The sequence below is a fragment of the Nonomuraea sp. PA05 genome, assembly GCF_008086045.1.
In the GTDB taxonomy this organism is placed as follows: Bacteria; Actinomycetota; Actinomycetes; order Streptosporangiales; family Streptosporangiaceae; genus Nonomuraea; species Nonomuraea monospora.
Window position 1 is genome coordinate 39,795 of the sequence record NZ_VSEY01000003.1, and the last position, 17,971, is coordinate 57,765.

Annotated in this window: 18 protein-coding genes; 9 read left to right on the plus strand and 9 right to left on the minus strand. The window is 71.6% G+C overall.

Annotated features, from left to right (window positions below):
• The 6 genes from FXF51_RS05320 (at nt 1) to FXF51_RS05345 (ending at nt 6,536) form a co-directional block, all read left to right on the plus strand.
• Nucleotides 1–1,020, plus strand: coding sequence for an NAD-dependent epimerase/dehydratase family protein (locus FXF51_RS05320; RefSeq protein WP_148433128.1), 1,020 nt, complete (start codon nt 1–3; stop codon nt 1,018–1,020).
• Nucleotides 1,017–2,288, plus strand: coding sequence for a DUF4910 domain-containing protein (locus tag FXF51_RS05325; RefSeq protein ID WP_262379302.1), 1,272 nt, complete (start codon nt 1,017–1,019; stop codon nt 2,286–2,288). The genes FXF51_RS05320 and FXF51_RS05325 overlap by 4 nt, the downstream gene beginning before the upstream one ends.
• On the plus strand, nt 2,285–3,238 hold the full coding sequence (locus tag FXF51_RS05330) for a hypothetical protein (RefSeq protein WP_148433129.1): 954 nt from the start codon (nt 2,285–2,287) through the stop codon (nt 3,236–3,238). Before FXF51_RS05325 ends, FXF51_RS05330 begins: the two co-directional genes overlap by 4 nt.
• Complete coding sequence (locus FXF51_RS05335) at nt 3,235–4,683, plus strand: oligosaccharide flippase family protein (RefSeq protein ID WP_262379303.1); 1,449 nt, start codon at nt 3,235–3,237, stop codon at nt 4,681–4,683. The genes FXF51_RS05330 and FXF51_RS05335 overlap by 4 nt, the downstream gene beginning before the upstream one ends.
• Nucleotides 4,670–5,545: a glycosyltransferase family 2 protein gene (locus FXF51_RS05340; RefSeq protein WP_148433130.1), complete on the plus strand. Its 876-nt coding sequence runs from the start codon at nt 4,670–4,672 to the stop codon at nt 5,543–5,545. The genes FXF51_RS05335 and FXF51_RS05340 overlap by 14 nt, the downstream gene beginning before the upstream one ends.
• Before the next feature lie 64 nt (nt 5,546–5,609).
• A complete protein-coding gene (locus FXF51_RS05345; protein WP_148433131.1) occupies nt 5,610–6,536 on the plus strand; it encodes a hypothetical protein in 927 nt (308 codons plus the stop codon).
• On the opposite strand, the gene FXF51_RS05350 is transcribed toward FXF51_RS05345, so the two are convergent.
• Both FXF51_RS05350 and FXF51_RS05355 read right to left on the minus strand, forming a co-directional pair.
• Nucleotides 6,515–7,387: a DUF6492 family protein gene (locus FXF51_RS05350; RefSeq protein WP_148433132.1), complete on the minus strand. Its 873-nt coding sequence runs from the start codon at nt 7,385–7,387 to the stop codon at nt 6,515–6,517. The genes FXF51_RS05345 and FXF51_RS05350 overlap by 22 nt on opposite strands.
• The gene (locus FXF51_RS05355) at nt 7,384–8,268 is read right to left on the minus strand and encodes a DUF6492 family protein (RefSeq protein ID WP_148433133.1); all 885 of its coding nucleotides are present in this window, start codon (nt 8,266–8,268) and stop codon (nt 7,384–7,386) included. The genes FXF51_RS05350 and FXF51_RS05355 overlap by 4 nt, the downstream gene beginning before the upstream one ends.
• A gap of 144 nt (nt 8,269–8,412) precedes the next feature.
• Here FXF51_RS05355 and FXF51_RS05360 point away from each other — a divergent pair, with 144 nt between their 5' ends.
• Nucleotides 8,413–9,129: a hypothetical protein gene (locus FXF51_RS05360; RefSeq protein WP_148433134.1), complete on the plus strand. Its 717-nt coding sequence runs from the start codon at nt 8,413–8,415 to the stop codon at nt 9,127–9,129.
• Nucleotides 9,130–9,133: 4 nt separating this feature from the next.
• Nucleotides 9,134–10,492 (plus strand): O-antigen ligase family protein, encoded by a 1,359-nt coding sequence (locus FXF51_RS05365; protein WP_148433135.1) that lies wholly within the window; start codon nt 9,134–9,136, stop codon nt 10,490–10,492.
• On the opposite strand, the gene FXF51_RS05370 is transcribed toward FXF51_RS05365, so the two are convergent.
• A complete protein-coding gene (locus tag FXF51_RS05370) occupies nt 10,441–11,340 on the minus strand; it encodes a hypothetical protein (protein WP_148433136.1) in 900 nt (299 codons plus the stop codon). The two genes, FXF51_RS05365 and FXF51_RS05370, sit on opposite strands and share 52 nt — an antisense overlap.
• Before the next feature lie 12 nt (nt 11,341–11,352).
• A complete protein-coding gene (locus FXF51_RS05375) occupies nt 11,353–11,901 on the minus strand; it encodes a dTDP-4-dehydrorhamnose 3,5-epimerase family protein (RefSeq protein WP_148433137.1) in 549 nt (182 codons plus the stop codon).
• Nucleotides 11,902–11,927: 26 nt separating this feature from the next.
• On the opposite strand from FXF51_RS05375, the gene FXF51_RS05380 reads away from it, so the two are divergent.
• Entirely contained in the window at nt 11,928–12,773 is an 846-nt protein-coding gene (locus tag FXF51_RS05380; protein WP_148433138.1) for a glycosyltransferase, read from the plus strand.
• A 16-nt stretch (nt 12,774–12,789) separates the two neighbouring features.
• On the opposite strand, the gene FXF51_RS05385 is transcribed toward FXF51_RS05380, so the two are convergent.
• The 5 genes from FXF51_RS05385 to FXF51_RS05405 all read right to left on the minus strand — a co-directional run bounded on the left by FXF51_RS05385 (nt 12,790) and on the right by FXF51_RS05405 (nt 17,929).
• Nucleotides 12,790–13,974 carry a glycosyltransferase family 4 protein gene (locus FXF51_RS05385; RefSeq protein WP_148433139.1) on the minus strand — a complete coding sequence of 395 codons (1,185 nt, stop codon included), beginning with the start codon at nt 13,972–13,974 and terminating at the stop codon, nt 12,790–12,792.
• Entirely contained in the window at nt 13,964–15,271 is a 1,308-nt protein-coding gene (locus FXF51_RS05390; protein ID WP_148433140.1) for a nucleotide sugar dehydrogenase, read from the minus strand. The genes FXF51_RS05385 and FXF51_RS05390 overlap by 11 nt, the downstream gene beginning before the upstream one ends.
• Before the next feature lie 104 nt (nt 15,272–15,375).
• A complete protein-coding gene (locus FXF51_RS05395) occupies nt 15,376–16,371 on the minus strand; it encodes a GNAT family N-acetyltransferase (RefSeq protein ID WP_148433141.1) in 996 nt (331 codons plus the stop codon).
• Nucleotides 16,368–17,270 carry a glycosyltransferase family 2 protein gene (locus FXF51_RS05400; protein WP_148433142.1) on the minus strand — a complete coding sequence of 301 codons (903 nt, stop codon included), beginning with the start codon at nt 17,268–17,270 and terminating at the stop codon, nt 16,368–16,370. Before FXF51_RS05400 ends, FXF51_RS05395 begins: the two co-directional genes overlap by 4 nt.
• The gene (locus tag FXF51_RS05405) at nt 17,270–17,929 is read right to left on the minus strand and encodes a polysaccharide deacetylase family protein (protein WP_148433143.1); all 660 of its coding nucleotides are present in this window, start codon (nt 17,927–17,929) and stop codon (nt 17,270–17,272) included. The genes FXF51_RS05400 and FXF51_RS05405 overlap by 1 nt, the downstream gene beginning before the upstream one ends.
• Nucleotides 17,930–17,971 lie beyond the last annotated feature (42 nt).

The window sequence follows — 17,971 nt, forward strand, 5'->3', positions numbered from 1 at the left end:
ATGCGTGTCTTGCTCACGGGGCACCAGGGCTATCTGGGCACGGTCATGGCACCCGTGCTCGCCGAGGCCGGCCACGAGGTGGTGGGCCTGGACTCGGGGCTGTTCGCCGAGTGCGTGCTCGGCCCGATGCCGGACGACCCGCCGGGGCACCGCGTGGACCTGCGCGACGTGCCGGCGGGCCTGCTCGAAGGCTTCGATGCGGTGATCCACCTGGCCGCGCTCTCCAACGACCCGCTCGGCGCGCTCGCGCCCGAGCTGACCTACGACATCAACCACCACGCCTCCGTACGGCTGGCCAGGCTGGCCAGGGAGGCGGGCGTGCGCCGCTTCCTGTACGCCTCCACCTGCTCGGTCTACGGCGCGTCGGGCGGCGACGACCTGCTCGACGAGGACGCCCCGCTGCGGCCCGTCACCCCGTACGCCGAGTCGAAGGTGCGCGTCGAGGACGAGCTGGTCGAGCTGGCCGGCGACGGCTTCACCCCGGTGTTCCTGCGCAACGCGACCGCGTTCGGGTTCTCGCCCCGGCTGAGGGCCGACATCGTGCTGAACAACCTGGTCGGCCACGCCCACCTGACCGGCCAGGTTCGCGTGCTTTCGGACGGCACCCCGTGGCGGCCCCTGGTGCACGTGGCCGACATCGCCGACGCGTTCCTGGCCGCGCTGACCGCGCCGCGCGAGGCCGTGCACGCCAGGGCGTTCAACGTGGGCGGCGAGATGAACAACCTGACCGTGGCCGAGATCGCCGAGCACGTGGTGGAGGCGGTGCCCGGTTCGGAGCTGCTGATCACCGGCGAGACCGGCGCCGACCCGCGCTCCTACCGGGTCTCCTTCTCGCGCATCCGCGAGGCGCTGCCCGGCTACCACGCCCGCTGGACGGTGAAGGCGGGCGCCGTCGAGCTGGCCGACGCCTACCGCTACCACGGCCTGACCGGCGAGGACTTCCGCCAGCGGTTCACCCGGCTGGCGTGGCTGGCCGACCGCCGCACCGCCGGGACCGTCTCCGAGGAGCTGCGCACGTGACCGGGGAGGAGATGCACGCCCTGGTGGAGCGGCTCTACCCGCTGTGCCGCTCCATCACCGGCGACGGCGTGCGCGCCACGCTGGGCGTCGTCGGCGAGCTGCTGGACCTGGCGGTGCACGAGGTGCCGACGGGGACCCAGGTGCTCGACTGGACGATCCCCAGGGAGTGGAACATCCGCGACGCCTGGATCAAGAACCCGGCCGGCGAGCGGGTGGTGGACTTCCGGCGGTCGAACCTGCACGTCGTGGGCTACAGCGTGCCGGTGTCGGCGACCATGACCCTGGACGAGCTGCGGCCGCACCTGCACACGCTGCCGGACCAGCCGGGCCTGGTGCCCTACCGGACCTCGTACTACGCCGAGACGTGGGGGTTCTGCCTGAGCCAGGACACCCTCGACGCGATGGGCGAGGGGCCGTTCGAGGTGGTGATCGACTCGACGCTGGCCGACGGGCACCTGACGTACGCCGAGCACGTCGTGCCGGGCAGCGGCGAGGACGAGGTGCTCATCTCCTGCCACGTCTGCCACCCGTCGCTGGCCAACGACAACCTGGCCGGCATCGCGGTGGCCACGGCGCTGGCCCGCAGGCTGAAGGAGCCGCGCCACACCTACCGGTTCGTGTTCGCGCCGGGCACGATCGGCGCGATCACCTGGCTGGCGCGCAACCGCGAGCGCACCGGGCGGATCAAGCACGGGCTCACGCTGGCCTGCGCCGGCGACCAGGGCGCGCTGACGTACAAGCGCAGCAGGCGCGGCGACGCGCCCATCGACCGGGCGATGGCGATCGTGCTGCGCGACCGGCCGCACACGATCCTGGACTTCTCCCCGTACGGGTACGACGAGCGGCAGTACTGCTCGCCGGGCTTCGACCTGCCGGTCGGCAGCCTGACCAGGACCCCGTACGCGGGCTACCCCGAGTACCACACCTCAGGAGACGACCTGGACTTCGTCTCCCCGCAGGCCATGGCCGACACGCTGGAGACGCTGTGGTCGGCGGTGGAGGTGCTGGAGCGCGACGGCCGCTACGAGAACCTGAGCCCGTACGGCGAGCCGCAGCTCGGCAGGCGCGGCCTGTACGGATCTCTCGGGGGCCGGAGTGACACGAAACAAGCGCAAATGGCGATGTTATGGGTGTTGAACCTGTCGGACGGTGAGCACAGCCTGCTGGACGTGGCCGGCCGATCGGGCCTGCCCTTCCGCGCGGTCGCCGAGGCGGCCGCCGCCCTGGAGGGCGCGGGTCTGCTCAAACGGGTGGGAGAGGGCGCATGAACCTGCGGGTGGGGGACCTCGTCGAGGTGCGGAGCGCGGCGGAGATCCTGGCCACGCTGGACGAGCGGGGCGAGCTGGAGAGCCTGCCGTTCATGCCGGAGATGCTGGCCTACTGCGGTCAGCGGCTGACCGTGCACAAGGTCGCGCACAAGCTGTGCGACACCATCAGCCGCAGCGGCATGCGGCGGATGGACAGCGCGGTGCACCTGACCGGCGCGCGGTGCGACGGCGGCGGGCACGGCGGCTGCCAGACGGCCTGCTCGCTCTACTGGAAGGAGGCCTGGCTCAAACGGGTCGAACCCGGTGTGCCGCCGGCCCCCCAGATCCCGGAGGAGCGGTTGCTCAAGCTGCTCGACGCCAACACCCGCAAGGGCCCCGACGGCTACTCCTGCCAGGCCACCGAACTGCTGCGGGCCGCGCCGACCTGCCTGCCCTTCCGCGACCTGAGCCAGTACGTCACGGACGTGCGCAGCGGCAACGTGAGCGCCGGCCAGAGCGTGCGCACCTTCCTGGTCGGGCTGTTCAACCGCTTCCAGGGCGTCAGTAGGAAGGTGCTGCCGCGCCGCCTGTGGATCAAGCGCGGGCTGCGCTGGGGCTTCATCGAGGGCCGGGCCGGCAAGAAGACGCCGACGGCCACGCTGGACCTCGAGGTGGGCGAGCTGGTCAGGATCAAGTCCAAGGAGGAGATCCTCGACACGCTCAACGACGACCTGCTCAACCGCGGGATGGGCTTCGAGGAGGAGATGGCCCGCTACTGCGGCAGGACCGCGCGCGTACGGGCCAGGGTCGATCGCTGCCTGGATGAGAAGACCGGGCGGATGCTGACCATGAAGAGCCCGTGCATCATCCTCGACGACCTCGTCTGCGAAGGCGTCTACAACGCCAACTGCCCGCGCGAGTTCGTGCCGTTCTGGCGGGAGATCTGGCTGGAGAGGGTCGAGACTTCGTGAGTGAGGTCGGCGACATCGGCCGCAAGGCCGGTCGCGGACTGCGCTGGAGCCTGCTGGGCAACCTGGTGATGAAGGCGGGCTCGTTCGTGATGAGCCTCGTCCTGGCCAGGCTGCTGGTGCCGGAGGACTTCGGCGTGTTCGCGATCGCGCTGGCGGCCACCCAGTTCGTCATCTACATCAACGACGCCGGGGTGATCGCGGCGACCGTGCAGTGGCGGGGCAGGCTGGAGGAGATCGCGCCCACGGCGACCGTCGTGGCCATCCTGTCGAGCTTCGCCCTGTACGCGCTGTTCTGGGTGATCGCGCCGTTCTACGCGCGGCTGGCCGGGAGCGAGGACGCCACCTGGGTGATCCGCATCCTGATGGCCACCAACGTCGTCTACGGGCTGACCGCGGTGCGCAGCGCCGCGCTCATGCGCCGGTTCGAGCAGGACAAGCTGGCCTGGGCCAACCTGGCGGGGTTCGTCGTCAACGCCTCGGTCTCCATCACCCTGGCCGCGAACGCCGCCGGGGCCTACAGCTTCGCCTGGGGGCAGCTCGCCGGCGGCGTGGTCACGGGCGTGCTGGTGGTGCTGCTGGCGCGGATCAGGGTCCGGCTCGGCTTCGACCGCGCGCAGGCCGCGCGGCTGCTGCGCTTCGGCCTGCCGCTGTGTGTCAGCCTCGGCATCGAGGGCCTGCTGCTCAACGTGGACTCCGTCATCGTCGGCGACGTGCTCGGCCCTGTCTGGCTCGGCTTCTACCTGCTGGCCTTCAACATCTCGAGCTGGGTGCCTGGGCTGATCGGCACCGCCATCCGCTACGTCGCGCTGCCCAGCTTCTCGCGCCTGGCCGAGGAGGGCGGCCAGGCCATGCGGGAGGGCGTGCGGCAGGCCGTCCCGCTGCTGGCCGGCATGGTGCTGCCGATCGCGGTGCTGATGGGCACGCTCGCCCCCTCGGTCGTGGAGTTCCTGTACGGCGCCAACTGGCTGCCCGCCGCCCAGGTGCTGCGCTTCCTGGCGGTCGTGATGGCGGTGCGCATGCTGACGCTGCTCATCACCGACATCCTGGCCGCACTCGGCAGGACGAAGGCGACCATGTGGGTGAACCTCTGCTGGGCCGTCGCGCTGATCCCCGCGCTCCTGGTGGGTGCCCGCCTCGACGGCATCCAGGGCGCCGCCGTGGCGCACGCGCTCGTCGCCGTCGTGGTGGCGCTGCCGCTGCTGGGCGTGGCCCTGCACCGCTCAGGGATGCCCGTGGGGCTGGTCGGCGCAGGGCTGGCCAGGCCGCTGCTGGGCGCGGCGGCGGCGGGACTGGTCATGGCCGGGCTGGCCTCGGTGATCGACGGCGCCTTCATCGAGCTCTGCGTGGCGGGCGGCGCGGGGCTGCTGCTGTTCGTGCTGATCGTGGTGCCGCGCGCGGTGCTGAAGCGACTCGTACGCCAAGGGAGGGCGCATGCACGACCGTGAGCTGGTTTCGATCGCGCTGCCGGTGCGCAACGGGGCCGATCGCCTGGCGGCCGTGGTCCGCTCGGTGCTGGCACAGGACCACCAGCACATCGAGCTGGTCATCTCCGACAACGCCTCCACGGACGGCACCGAGGAGCTGTGCCGTGACCTGGCGGCGGACGACCCCAGGATCGTCTATCACCGGCACGCGGAGAACGTCGGCCTGCTCGGCAACTTCCAGCACGCGGCCCGCATCTCCAAGGGCGCGTACGTGCGCTGGATCGGCGACGACGACCGGCTGGAGCCCGCCTGCGTCTCGACGGCCCTGGCCGCCTTCGCCGCGGACGAGCGGCTCGTCCTGGTGACCAACCAGGTCTCCTACACCGGCTCGGACGGCACGGCCAGCACGGTGTCCTACACGGGCACGGAGCTGGGCTCCGACGATCCTGTCGAGCGCTTCGCCGAGATGCTCAGGCTGCTCAACGAGAGCCCGTACCTGATCGACCCGCTCTACGGCCTGCTGCGGCGCGGGCCCGCGACCGCCATCCCGCGGCGCAACATGCTGCGCGAGGACGAGGTGTTCGCGGCCAAACTGGCGCTGGCGGGGCCGTGGGCGCACATTCCCCAGGTGCTCTCGCACCGCAACTGGCGGATGGAGCGGATCGGCCGCATCGCCCGCCGCCTCGACGTGCCCGCCTGGCAGTCCCACCTGGCCAACACACTTCAGTGCAGGGAGCTGCTGCGATGGGTGCGCGACGCGGACCTGACCGAGGACCAGCGGCGGCGGGCGCGCACCGAGGTGATGCGCATGTACGCGCGGCGCCAGCGGCGCACGCTCGCGCACCGCAGCCGCAAGCTGCTGGCTCTGGTCCGCCTGGTGTAACACCTCCGATGAGCAGAGCGATTTCCCGTTTGCATCGGTACAAAAGTCGACGGGGGCGGAAATAGTGCGCTTCTGGAAGACCATCCTTGGTCTGGCCCGGAAGAAGTTCGTTGGGCCGCCGGTCGTCGTCGCGGCCATCGGCCTGGCGCTGGCGGCGTACTTCCTGATGCCGAGCAGCTACGTCTCCACCGCCTCCATGGTGCTCACCGTGCCCGCGACGGGCGGCACGCTGGAGACCGAGCCGGCCAGCAAGCCCGGCCTGACCAACCCGTTGCTGCAGTTCAACGACGCGTTGCGGACCACCGCCGGCATCCTGATCCTGGCCACCAACAGGGCCGACGTCTACAAGGAGGTCGGCGCGCCGGACGGCGGGCCGGTCACCGTGACGATCAACGACGGCCGTACCAACCCCGACCTGCTGAGCATCAGCACCAACGGGCCCTTCATCTACGTCGAGGTGGAGGGCGACGACCCCGCCGCCGTGCGGGAGGTCATGCGCAAGGCGCAGCAGCGGGTGCGGCTGGAGCTGGGCAGGCGGCAGACGGAGCTGGACGCGCCGATCAGCACGCACATCGGGATCATGGACGTGATGCCGCCCTCGGGCCCCAGGGCCGTGGTCAGCGACCGCCTCATGTTCGCCGGCTTCGGCGGCGTGTTCGGCCTGATCGCCGGGATCGGCGTGGCGTACGGCGTTCAGCGGGTGCGCTGGTCGCGCGCTCCTGCCGCCCCTGAGCCCGCCCCCGTGCCCGAGCAGGAAGAGCCGGAGGTCTGGGCCGAGGTGGTCGCCGAGCAGCCGAGGACGGACGGCGAGGCGGGGGACAAGCTCAACGGTTCACGGCCGCACGCCCCCGCGACGGTCTCGGGCTTCCCGATGACGGTGGACGAGCTGGAGGCGGAGCGGACGGGACCGATCCAACTGATCAAGGAAGAACCGGCCCCGGACGCCGGGAAGGGCGACGACGGCGACGGTCAGCTCGACTCGACGACCTGAGCGCACCTCTCGATGGCGGCCTGCCTGGCCGCCATCGGGGTGTGCGACTTGGCGGAGATCATCATGCCCACCGCTTCCTGCGGCAGCCGGTCGGCGAAGGCGACCGCCTGGGCCTCGTCCCACGGCTCGTGGTTGTAGCTCAGGTGGCAGATCGAGGTGTTGATCGGCGGATCGGCCTTCAGCACCTCGTCCACGAAGACGCCGTACAGGATGAACTCCGAGACGTGCAACTGGGAGTTGAACACGTCGAGCCAGTCGCGGCCCGTCACCTGCGTGATCCGCCGCTGCATGGCCCTGACGATCTCCGGGTCCCAGAACGTCAGCGCTGTCACGTAGTCGGGCAGCGGCGGTGGCGGCGCGGGAGGCAGGCCGAGCAGGTCGCGGGCCACCTGGTGCCAGATGACGTGCCGTTTCATCTCGGCCGTCACGCCGTTCTCCAGCCGGTACAGGCACAGCCTGCCGTCCCTGCTGAAGGACTCGGCGCTGGTGGGGCGGACGAGCACGGCGTCGGAGTCCACGATGAGCATGGCGTCGGCGTCGATCAGGCCCGCCGAGGCGATCTTCACGGTCTGCTGCATCACCCAGCCGCGCAGCGGCGGCCACGGGCGGCGGTAGTTGACGTACAGGTCGGCGCCCGGCATCCGCAGGTACCTGCGGGGCAGCAGCTCCGAGCGCACCCACACGTGGCAGCGGGGCCCCTCGAACCCGGCGAACGCCGCGCGGTCACCAGGCGGCACGAAGACATGGTGGATGGTGTCCTCGGAGGTGTGCTCGAGGACGGATCGGTGCAACTGGGCGAACAGGTCGGCGTCTTGGGTGTAGGAGGGCGTGATGACCGCCAGCTTGCTCACGGATGACTCCCGTCGGGTCCGGTGATCTGGGAGCATCGCTCGATCGCCGCCGACCTGGCCGGCATGGGCGTCCCCGACTTGGCCGAGATCATCATTCCCACCGCGTCGGGAGGTAGCAGGTCGGCGAAGGCGATGGCTCCGGCAGGGTCGAGTGGGGTGCGATCCCACCGGTTGTGGCAGATCGCGGGGTTGACCGGAGGGGCGGCCCCGAGCACCTCGTCCACGAACACGCCGTAGACGATGAACTCCGAGACCTGCAGATACGAGGTGAAGGCGGACAGCCAGCCGCGCCCCGTCGCCTCGGTGATCCGCCGCTGCATCTCGCGGACGACCGCCGGGTCCCAGCAGGCCAGCGAGCTGACGTAGTCGGGCAGGGGCAGCGGCGCGGACACCGGCAGGCCCAGCAGTTCGCGGGCCACCCGGTGCCAGGTGACGTGGTCGGTCATGAGCTCGTGCACGCCGTCGTCCATCCGGAACATGCACACCTGGCCGTCCTGGATGAACAGGTCCGGCACCGCCTCGCGGACCAGCACCACGTCGGAGTCGGCGACCAGCACCACCTTCGCGTCGAGCAGCGCCGTCACCGCGACCTTCACGGCCTGCTGCGCCACCCAGCCGCGCAGCGGCGGCCAGGGCCGTCTGGGATCGATCCACACGCCGGCGAGCGGCATCCGGAAGATCCGGCGGGGCAGGATCTCGGCGTAGGTCCAGATCCTGCAGCGGGGGCCCGCGTACCGGGCGAACAGGCGGCGGTCGGAGTCGGGCACGATCACGTGGTGCACCGTGTCGTCGGAGGTGTGGGCGAGCACGGAACGGTGCAGGTGAGCGAAGAGCTCGGCGTCAGGGGCGTACGTGGGCGTGACGACGGCCAGTGCGCTCATGAAAGAAGTCTCCGTCCCCCCGCCGGTGCGTGGCGGCCCCTCGTACTCCATATCGCCCCGCGATGGGTGGTGTTACAGGGATTTGTGTAACGCTCCATCACCATCGGGCGACATGCATGAGGCGGAACTCGCGAGGGAGGGCGCGTGGACTTCTGGGGGACGATCCTCGTCCTGCTGCGGCGCTGGTACGTCGCCCTGCCCGCCTTCCTCGCGGCCGTCGGAGCCGCCTTCTACTCCTACTCCACGATCCCGGTCACCTACACCACGACCGCCGTGCTCGTGCTCACCGCGCCGACCAGCGGCGGCACCCTGCCGCCCGACCCCGACCAGCCGATCCCCAGGGTCAACCCGCTGCTCAACTTCGACCACGGGCTCGACGTGGCCGCCTCCATCCTGATCAGCGTGATGAGCACGCCGGACATGGTGGCCGCGATGGGCGTCACGAGCGGCGGGCCCACCACGTACGCGGTCACGAACGGCACCAACAACCTGGAGTCGCTGGCCACCGGGCCGCTGGTGTTCGTCGAGGGGGAGAGCCAGACGCCCGGCGAGGCCACGCGGATCGCGCGCAAGGCCATCGACCGGATCGAGCAGGAGCTGGACCAGCGGCAGCGGCAGGTGCAGGCGCCGAAGGGCACGTACATCACGATCAGCGAGGCGGTGCCGCCGACCACGCCGGCCCCCCAGCAGGGCAGGAAGCTGCGCTCCGCCGCCTCGGCGCTCGGCCTGGGGGTGATCGCCTCGCTGTGCGCCTCGTTCGCCGCGGAGAGCCTCTCAGGGCCGCTGAGCGGAGCCGTCGCGCGCCTGCGCCGGCGCGGGCAGCCGCCGGCGGAACGCCTCTCCGAGAAGACGGGGGTCTAGGCCGGTGGCCGCCACCAGCACGAGGGCGGGGGCGGGTGCGTCGCCGCTGCCCGGCCGCGCCGACGGGGCCACGGTCGCCGCGATCTTCGCGGCGGTGCTGCTGATCGTGCCCGCCCGGCTGGTGCTGAAGGGGCTGCCGCTCTCGCTCACCCCGGCCAACGTGGTCAGCCTCGGCGCGGCGGTGTTGTGGCTGTGCGCCCAGTTCACGCTCACCCTCGGCGCCGCCAAGGGGCGCAACCCCGTGCGGACGGCGCTGTTCGCCTACTTCACCGCGATGGTGGCCACCTACGGGTTCTCCACCTGGGGCTACATGGACTCCGACGAGCTGAACCTGAGCGACCACGCGTTCGTGCTGGTGATCGCGCTGGTCGGCATCGCGCTGGCGGTCTGCGACGGGGTGCGCGACCGGCGGCGGCTGGACTTCCTGCTCCAGACGCTGGTGGTCGGCGGCGCGGTGATCTCCGTGATCGGCGCCTTCCAGTTCCTGCTCTCCATCGACCTGACCAGGTTCCTGGAGCTGCCGATCCTGCGTTACAGCAGCGAGGGCGACTCGTTCGTGCTGGAACGGGCCGACCTGCGCCGGGTCGCCGCGACCACCGGCCATCCCATCGAGTTCGGCGTCACCTGCGCCATCCTGCTGCCGCTGGCCGCGCACTACGCCACCCAGGCGCGCCTGCGGGCCGAGCCCGCGCTGCGCTGGTGGGTGTGCACCGGGCTGATCGGGTGCGGCCTGATGTTCTCCGTGTCGCGCTCGGCCATGCTGAGCCTGGCCGTGGTGGGCGCCGTGCTGTTCGCGGGCTGGTCCTGGCGGCGCAGGGGGTACACGCTGCTGATCGCCGCCGCGTTCCTGGTCGTGATCAGGATCACGGTGCCCGGCCTGCTCGGGGCGATCACCGGGCTCTTCTCCAACATCGGCCACGACGAGAGCGTGCAGTACCGCACGCACGACTACGCCGTCGCCGCGCAGGAGATCGGCCGGCACTTCTGGCTGGGCCGCGGCCTGGGCACCTGGTACGCCCCCAAACACCAGATCTTCGACAACCAGTACATCCTGTCCATGGTCGAGACCGGCCTGTTCGGCACCGTCGCGTTCGGCTCGGTCTTCGCGGTGGCCTGCTACGCCGCGCTGCGCGCCAGGCACCTCAGCGCCGACCCCGGCGACCGCGACCTCGGCCTGACCATCGCCGCCGTCATGCTCGTGCCGCTCGTCGGCTCGTTCACCTTCGACCTGCTGTCCTTCCACACCGTGACCGGCCTGGCGTTCGTGCTGGTCGGCGCGGCGGGCGCGCTGCTGCGGGCGGCGAAGGCCGATCAGCTCTCCCCCGCGCAGGCCAGCGGGCCGACGATCGAGGTGACCCGATAGTTCTCGTCGATGGTGACCAGCTCGTTGCCGGCCCACTCCGTCCTGGCGCACTCGGAGTCCACCGGCCCGTACACCCACGACTTGTCCACCAGCTTGTTGCCGCGCACCACCTGCTCGCCGCGCGCGTTGCGCACCTGGATGCTGTACGTGCCGCCCATGACGAGGTTGTCGGTCACCACCACGTCCCGCGACTTCTCGTCCACCAGGAAGATCGGCGCGGTGATGTCCTTCGCCTCCCGCTGATCGACGGTGTTGTGGTGGAACAGCAGGCCCTTGCCGCCGTTGTAGGCCTGGATGCCGTCGGAGTGGTCGCCCGGCCGCGAGCAGAGCTTGACGTAGGAGTCGCGGATCTCCACGGCGTCGCCCGAGACGCGGAAGCCGTCGCTGTGCCCCTGCACCAGCACCCTGGTCGCCTTGTACTTGTCGTGGCCGATGCCGGGCAGCGGCTCGCACTTGGTCGTGGTGCCCACCGTCGTGTCGGTGATCGTGAAACTGAACGACCGCGGCCCGTCGGCGTTGATCACGTCGCCGTCGATCACGCTGTTCCTGACCGTCACGCCGTCGGCGTGGATCAGCAGATGGCCGGGGACGTGCACGCCGTCGAGCACGGCGCCCTCCCTGCGCACCCGCAACGCGACGTCCTCCGTGTTGAGCGGGACCTTCAGCAGCTCGGTGCCGCGCAGCACGCCCGTGCAGGCGGGCGTCGGATGGTCGGGGCAGGAGGAGCCGTCGGAGCGCAGGATGGCGGGCGGCGGCGTGGAGGGGGCCGGCGCCGGCTCGGCGGGAGCGGCCTGGCAGGCCGCCGGCGCCATCGCCGCGACGAGGAGCAGGAGAGCACGTCCGCGCATTGCCGCCACCTCTCAGGCGCCCAGCCTGGGCAGCAGATCGGCCCAGGAGCCCGCGTCCAGGTCGCGGGCGCTGACCTCCGCCGCCGGAAGCGGCCAGGCTATCCGCAGCTCGGGATCGTCGTACCGCACCGCCAGATCCTCGCCCGGATCGTGCTCCCTGTCGATGCGGTAGCACGTGTCGGCCTGCTCGGTGAGCGCCTGGAAGCCGTGCAGCAGGCCGGGCGGCACGTAGAGCGTGACGAAGTCCTCGTCGTCCAGGCGCGCCGTCATGACGCGGCCGAACGTGTACGACTGCGGCCTGGCGTCCACCAGCACGTCGAGGATCGCGCCCCGCGCGCACCGCACCAGCTTGGCCTCGCCCCTGCCGGAGCGTCCGTGCATGCCGCGGATCACGCCCTTCCTGGACCTGGACTGGCTGTCCTGGATGAACGCGCACGGGTCCAGGCCCGCGCCCGCGGCCACGGCCGCGTCGAAGGTCCTGGTGAACAGGCCGCGGCTGTCGCGGTGCGGCACGGGGGTGAACAGCAGCACCCCGTCGAGCTCGCCCTGCTCCACTTTCATGTCCGGTCCTTCCTGGAAGGCGTGCGATGAAGCCTGTGGTCAGTGTCGTGATTCCGGCGCACAACGAGGAGAGCGTCGTGCGGGCGGGGCTGGACCTGCTGCTCGCGGGGGCCGCGCCGGGGGAGTTCGACGTCGTGGTGGTGGCCAACGGCTGCTCCGACGGCACCGCGCGGGCCGCCGCCCGGCCGGGCGTGCGGGTGCTGGAGACGCCCGCCGCGGGCAAGGTGGGCGCGCTGCGCCTGGGTGACGCGGCCTGCCGCGCCTTCCCCCGCGTCTACCTGGACGCCGACGTGCGCCTCGACGCGGAGTCCGTGCGGCTGCTGGTCGAGGCGGCGAGCCGGCCCGGCGTGCTGGCCTGCGCGCCCGTCCCGGTGTGGGACCTGCGTGGCACCGGGCCTGTGGTCCGGCGGGTGCACAAGGTGCACGACCGGCTCATCGCGCCCACGCGGGCGCTGGCCGGGGTCGGCGTGTACGTGCTGAACGAGGGCGGGCACGAGCGGGCCTTCCCGCTGCCCGACGTGATCTCGGACGACGGCTGGGTGGACGGCTGCTTCACCGGCGCCGAGCGGGTCGTCGTGACCGAGGCCCGGTCCGTGGTGCGGCCACCGCTCACCGTCCGGGCCCACCTGCGCAGGCGGGTCCGGGTCCGGCAGGGCAACCGGCAACTGGCCGCGCTCGGCAGGTCCGGCCCCTCGCTGCGGCTCGGGGCGCTCGGGCGGCTGGTGGCGGCGCGCGAGGTCGGGCCGCTCGACGCCGCCTGCTACCTGGGGGTGCTCGGGCTGGATCGGATGCTGACCAGGCTGCGGCGAGGCCCGGCCGGCTGGGGCACCGACGCGGGCAGCCGTCATCGCGACCCCACGGCGGCCCCGTAGACCGCCACCCCTGTAGTCATCGCCGTCTCACGGCGGCCTCGTAGGCCGCCAGGAGCGCGGTCTTGGAGTGTTCCCAGGACAGCGGCCCAGCCACGCGCTCGCGCCCGATCTCGCCCATCCGCCGCCGCTCCTCAGGATCGTCCAGCAGCCGCGCGATCAGCTTGGCGAACTCCGACTCGTCGTTGGCGGGCGCGTACAGCGCCGCCTCGCCCGCCGACACGCGGGCCTCGCGTAACTCGAAGGAGACGATGGGCCTGGACATGGCCATGTACTCCATGACCTTGTTCATGGTCGAGACGTCGTTGAGCGGGTTGAGCGGGTCGGGCGACAGGCACACGTCGGCCGTCGAGAGGTAGCGCATGAGGTCCTCGTCCGGGATGCGGCCGGTGAACTCGACGCAGTCGCCCAGTCCCAGCTCGCGCGAGAGCGCCACCATCGCGTCGAAGGTGTCGCCGCCGCCGACGAACACCGCGTGCCAGTCCGTCCTGCCGTGCTCGTCCCGCAGCTTGGCCAGGCTGCGCAGCGCGTAGTCCACGCCGTCCTGCGGGCCCATCACACCGAGGTAGCACAGCAGGTACGGCTTGCCGCGCCGCACCGACTCGTCCGGCGGCACCTGGTGGAACCGCTCGACCACGGGCGCGCTGCGTACCGTGAACACGTCCTCGGGCCGCTTGCCGCCCCTGGTCAGCGCGATCTGCCGGTAGCTCTCGTTGGTGGCGATCACCACCCGCGCCGTCCGGTACGTCAGCCGCTCCATCAGCAGCACCCCCCGGTACAGCAGGTCCCTGCCCCGCCCGAACCGCGACAGGTACAGCTCGGGCACCAGGTCGTGCTGGTCGAAGACGAACCGGGTGCCCCGCCACCGCATGGCCAGCGCGACCAGGAAGAACAGGTCGGGCGGGTTGCAGCCGTGCACGACGTGGAACGGGCCGAGCCGCCTGGCGATCCTGAAGGTGTGCCACAGCGCGGAGCCGTACTCCTGGACGAACCCGAGCGGGCCGCCGGTCGCGGCACGCAGCGGGTAGCGGTGGATGTGGACGCCGTCGATGACGGCCTCCGCCTCCCTGTCCTGCTTCGTGCCCTTCGGGCAGATGACGTGCACCTCCCACCCGGCCTGGCGCAGGGCGGTGCTCTCCTGCCAGACCCGGCGGTCGAGCGGTACGGACAGATTCTCGACGAGGATGAGCGCTTTACCACCCAATGCCTGTGTAGTCCCTTCTGCTCCGTTGGGCTTCCGCGTCCGGAAGGCGGACGAGATCGACGATCGTGCGGTCGCCGGCTCGGGCCAGCGCCTCCAGCACCGCCGGGTCCTGGCAACCGACCACACACACCTCGGCGTGCTCCAGCACCTCCTCCACCGAGTCGGCGAGCAGGTCGCCGAGGTGGGGGAGGCGTTCGGCGATGTAGGCCCTGTTGGCGCCCACCAGCCGCGACAGGGACACGTTCGCGTCGTGGATGCGCAGGTCGTAGCCCTTGCCGAGGAGCCGTTCCGCCAGCTCGACCAGCGGGCTCTCGCGCAGGTCGTCGGTGCCGGGCTTGAACGACAGGCCGAACATGCCGATCCTGCGTCTCCCCGGCGCGGTGACCAGCTCGAAGGCGCGCTGCAGGTGGGCCTCGTTGGCGGGCAGCACGTGCGACAGCAGCGGGATCGACACGTCGGCCTTCCTGGCCGCGTAGACCAGGCCGCGCAGGTCCTTGGGCAGGCAGGAGCCGCCGAAGGCGAAGCCGGGCCGCAGGTAGGCGGGGCTGACGTTGAGCTTGCGGTCGGCCAGGAACACGTCCATGACGCGGTGCGAGTCGAGCCCGAGTGCCTGGCAGATGGCGCCGATCTCGTTGGCGAAGCCGATCTTGACGGCGTGGAAGGCGTTGTCGGCGTATTTCGTCATCTCGGCGATGGGGATCGGCACCCGGAAGACCTCGCCGGGCAGGCCGTCGTACAGGGCGGCCACCACGTTGCCCGACCTCTCGTCGGACTCGCCGATGACCGTCTTGGGCGGCGCGAAGAAGTCGCGCACGCTGGTGCCCTCGCGCAGGAACTCGGGGTTGACCGCCACCCCGAAGTCCACCCCCGCCCGCATGCCCGACGACAGCTCCAGGATCGGCACGAGCAGCTCGGCGCAGGTGCCGGGCAGCATCGTGCTGCGGAAGACCACCACGTGCCCCGGCCGCAGCGCCCGGCCGATCTGCTCGGCCACCCGCTCCAGGTAAGTTGTGGACAGGCTGCCGTTCTGCGCCGACGGGGTGCCGACGCACACCAGCGACACCTCGCTGGCCGCGACCGCCTCCGCCGCGTCGGTGGTGGCCCGTAACAGGCCCTCGGCGGTCGTCTTGGCGATCAGCTCGCCGATGCGCTCCTCGACGATCGTCGCCCGCCCGTGGTTGATCAGCTCGACCTTGTCGGGGTTCACGTCCACGCCGGTCACCTCGTGACCCATGGAGGCCAGGCAGGCCGCCGAGACGCACCCCACGTAACCGAGCCCGAAGACACTGATCCGCATAGCCGCCCTCCGCATTGGACCGTCTACCGTGGACCGTCTTTGTGGAGGGCAGCGCGTGATTCCCCCCGCCTCCAAGGGATATGTCGGGCATGCGTATTGGAACGTTACCGACTTCTCGGTAAACGTCCGTTCCTGGCCATCTCCCTGGCCTTGGCGAGGGCCGTCACCGCCGCCCGGCGCAGCGGATTGCGCGTCACGACGCCCTGGCAGACCACGCTCTCGCCGGTCTTGGCCCGCCGCTTGTACTCGTCCTCGCCACGTCCCAGATCGATCCGGGAGATCCCCATCGCCGGGGCGGCGTCCGTCAGCTCGCGCAGCAGGATCCAGCCGGGCGACAGCCGCGCGAACTCCGGGTCGTACACGGGGAACCACCAGTGCAGCACCCCGCCGGACCTGAGCCCGAAGTGCGCCGCCAGCAGGCGCGAACCCGCGTGCACCGTGGACAGCACGCCGCCGAACCCAGGGTCGCGGGTCTTCAGCAGGCTCTCCATCAGCCGGACGCGCGCCGGATCGGCGAAGTAGTCCTTGGCGCCGGTCGCGGCGTACTGGGCCCGCTTCAGCTCGATCACCCGCGCCAGCGCGTCCACGTCGGTCGAGTCGGCCTCGAACCGCATCGCGCCGTGCTCCCGCCCCGCCTTGGCGGCCCGCCGCCTGGCCTGGCCCATGTTGTCCTTGCCGCTCTTCGAGGCCCGGCCCAGATAGCCCGCCAGCCCGCCGGTGACGTCCAGGAACGGCGACGGCCTGCGCGTGACCACCCACCGCTCGAAGCCAGGCGCCTGCTCCACCAGATGGTCGAACGCGTACCCGCCCGCCCCGTTCCCCAGCAGGTCCAGCGGCCGGAACGGGGTGCCGGGGGCCAGGATCGGCCCCTGGAAGTCAGCGCCGGGCCAGCCCACCGGCCGCAGCGTGCGCCCGTCCCTGTGATGCGGCACGAACACGCCGTCGCCCACCGCCACGTGCACGGTCGCGCCGCTCGCGTGCACGGCCGCCGAGAAGCCCGGGTGGAAGTACGGGCTGTCCAGCGCCGGGTTGGCGGCCCGCACCGCCTCCCACTCGTCCAGGTCCGCCCTGGTGAGCGCGTCGAAACCCTTGACGTTCATTGCGGAAGCACCGTGAGCCGTAGCGAGGGCCGCACCAGCGCCGCCACGCTGGCCCGCGACGTGCGCCGCCCGGCCAGCGCCCGCACCGACTCCCCGGCGAGCACGGCCAGGTAGTACGCCGTCCCCGACAGCGGCCCGTGCCGCCGCCGGTACAGGCGGACCTTGTTCACCACCAGCATGGCGGCCAGCATCGGGTTCACCCCCGAGTCGCCGCCGATGTGCTCGATCACCGAGGCGGGCTCGTACCAGGTGGCGTAGCCCAGGTCGGCGGCCCGCAGGCAGAAATCCGTCTCCTCGCTGTAGAGCAGGAACGACTCGTCCCACGGCCCCACCTCGCGGATGACCCGCGGCGACAGCAGCATGGCCGCCCCCGTCGCCCAGGCGAACGCGCCCGGCTCGGCGTAGTCGCGCGGATCGGTCACCAGCTCGCCCAGCTTGCCGATGCGCCCGGCCAGCCCGCCGCCGACCACGGCCTCGACCACCGCCCGGCCCACGGTCGGCATCCGGCGCAGCGACGGCTGCAACGTGCCGTCGGGGTTGACCATGTACGGCACCGCGATGCCCCGCCCCGGCGCCTCCAGCGCGTCCAGCAGCGGCACGATCGCGCCGGGCCGCAGCCGGCAGTCCGGGTTGAGCACGTAGACGCCGTCGAGGCGGTCCAGGTCGAGCGCGGCGATCCCGGCGTTGATCGCGGCCGCGTACCCGGCGTTCCTGCCCACCTGCACCACGGTGGCTCCGGCCTTCTCCGCGATGGCGACGGAGTCGTCCTTGGAGGCGTTGTCGGCCACCACCACGCCGGCCAGCTCCACGCCCGACGCGCCCCCTGGCAGCGATTCGAGGCAGCCGGGCAGCACGTCGGCGCTGTTGTAGGTGACGATGACGACCGCGGCCCTGCGCATCAACGCACCCGCTTGTACAGCCGCATGCCCAGCTTGCCCGCCCGCCGCCCGAACGACGGCCCGGCCAGCACCCCGCCGATCCAGGAGTCGTCGAGGTCGTGCCTGAGGCTGTTACGCGCCTGCAGCCACGAGCCCGGCCTGGCCCGGCCGCCGTCGCTGGTGTAGGCCCTGGTCACGCCCGCGTGCCGTAAGCGGCGCAGCACCCGCCTGTCGTACGAGCCGAACGGGATCGCCACCCGCGACACCGGCGAGCCGGTCAGCTCGCCGAGCACCTCGTGCGCCTGCTCCAGCTCCTCGGCCGCCTGTGCGGTGGTGAGCGTGCGCCAGTCGCGGTGCCGCCAGCCGTGCGAGCCGACCCGCATGCCCTTGCCGAGCAGCTCGCGCACGCCGTCGGCGTCCAGTCTGCCCGGCTCGCCGAGCAGCCCGGCCAGCACGAAGAACTCCGCCTTCAGCCCGCGCTCCAGCAGCCTGGGCAGCGCGATCCGAACGTCCGAGTCGTTGCCGTCGTCGAACGTGATGCGCACGTCGGGCCGGTCGGCCACCGCGTCCATCACCTGCTCGAACTGCTCGACCGACACCCACGTCGCGTCCTCGCCCGGTTCGAGCTCCCGGGTCGTCTCTCCGATGCCGTGCACGGTCAGGTTCGTCACCGCACGCATCCCGCCCCCTGATCAGAGTGCCGCCGAGAGTGTTATCGCGAC

Coding starts and splice junctions, on each gene's coding strand:
- FXF51_RS05320 (WP_148433128.1), top strand. CDS start 1: ATGCGTGTCTTGCTCACGGGGCACCAGGGCTATCTGGGCACGGTCATG.
- FXF51_RS05330 (WP_148433129.1), top strand. CDS start 2,285: ATGAACCTGCGGGTGGGGGACCTCGTCGAGGTGCGGAGCGCGGCGGAG.
- FXF51_RS05340 (WP_148433130.1), top strand. CDS start 4,670: ATGCACGACCGTGAGCTGGTTTCGATCGCGCTGCCGGTGCGCAACGGG.
- FXF51_RS05355 (WP_148433133.1), bottom strand. CDS start 8,268: ATGAGCGCACTGGCCGTCGTCACGCCCACGTACGCCCCTGACGCCGAG.
- FXF51_RS05370 (WP_148433136.1), bottom strand. CDS start 11,340: ATGCGCGGACGTGCTCTCCTGCTCCTCGTCGCGGCGATGGCGCCGGCG.
- FXF51_RS05375 (WP_148433137.1), bottom strand. CDS start 11,901: ATGAAAGTGGAGCAGGGCGAGCTCGACGGGGTGCTGCTGTTCACCCCC.
- FXF51_RS05380 (WP_148433138.1), top strand. CDS start 11,928: ATGAAGCCTGTGGTCAGTGTCGTGATTCCGGCGCACAACGAGGAGAGC.
- FXF51_RS05390 (WP_148433140.1), bottom strand. CDS start 15,271: ATGCGGATCAGTGTCTTCGGGCTCGGTTACGTGGGGTGCGTCTCGGCG.
- FXF51_RS05395 (WP_148433141.1), bottom strand. CDS start 16,371: ATGAACGTCAAGGGTTTCGACGCGCTCACCAGGGCGGACCTGGACGAG.
- FXF51_RS05400 (WP_148433142.1), bottom strand. CDS start 17,270: ATGCGCAGGGCCGCGGTCGTCATCGTCACCTACAACAGCGCCGACGTG.
- FXF51_RS05405 (WP_148433143.1), bottom strand. CDS start 17,929: ATGCGTGCGGTGACGAACCTGACCGTGCACGGCATCGGAGAGACGACC.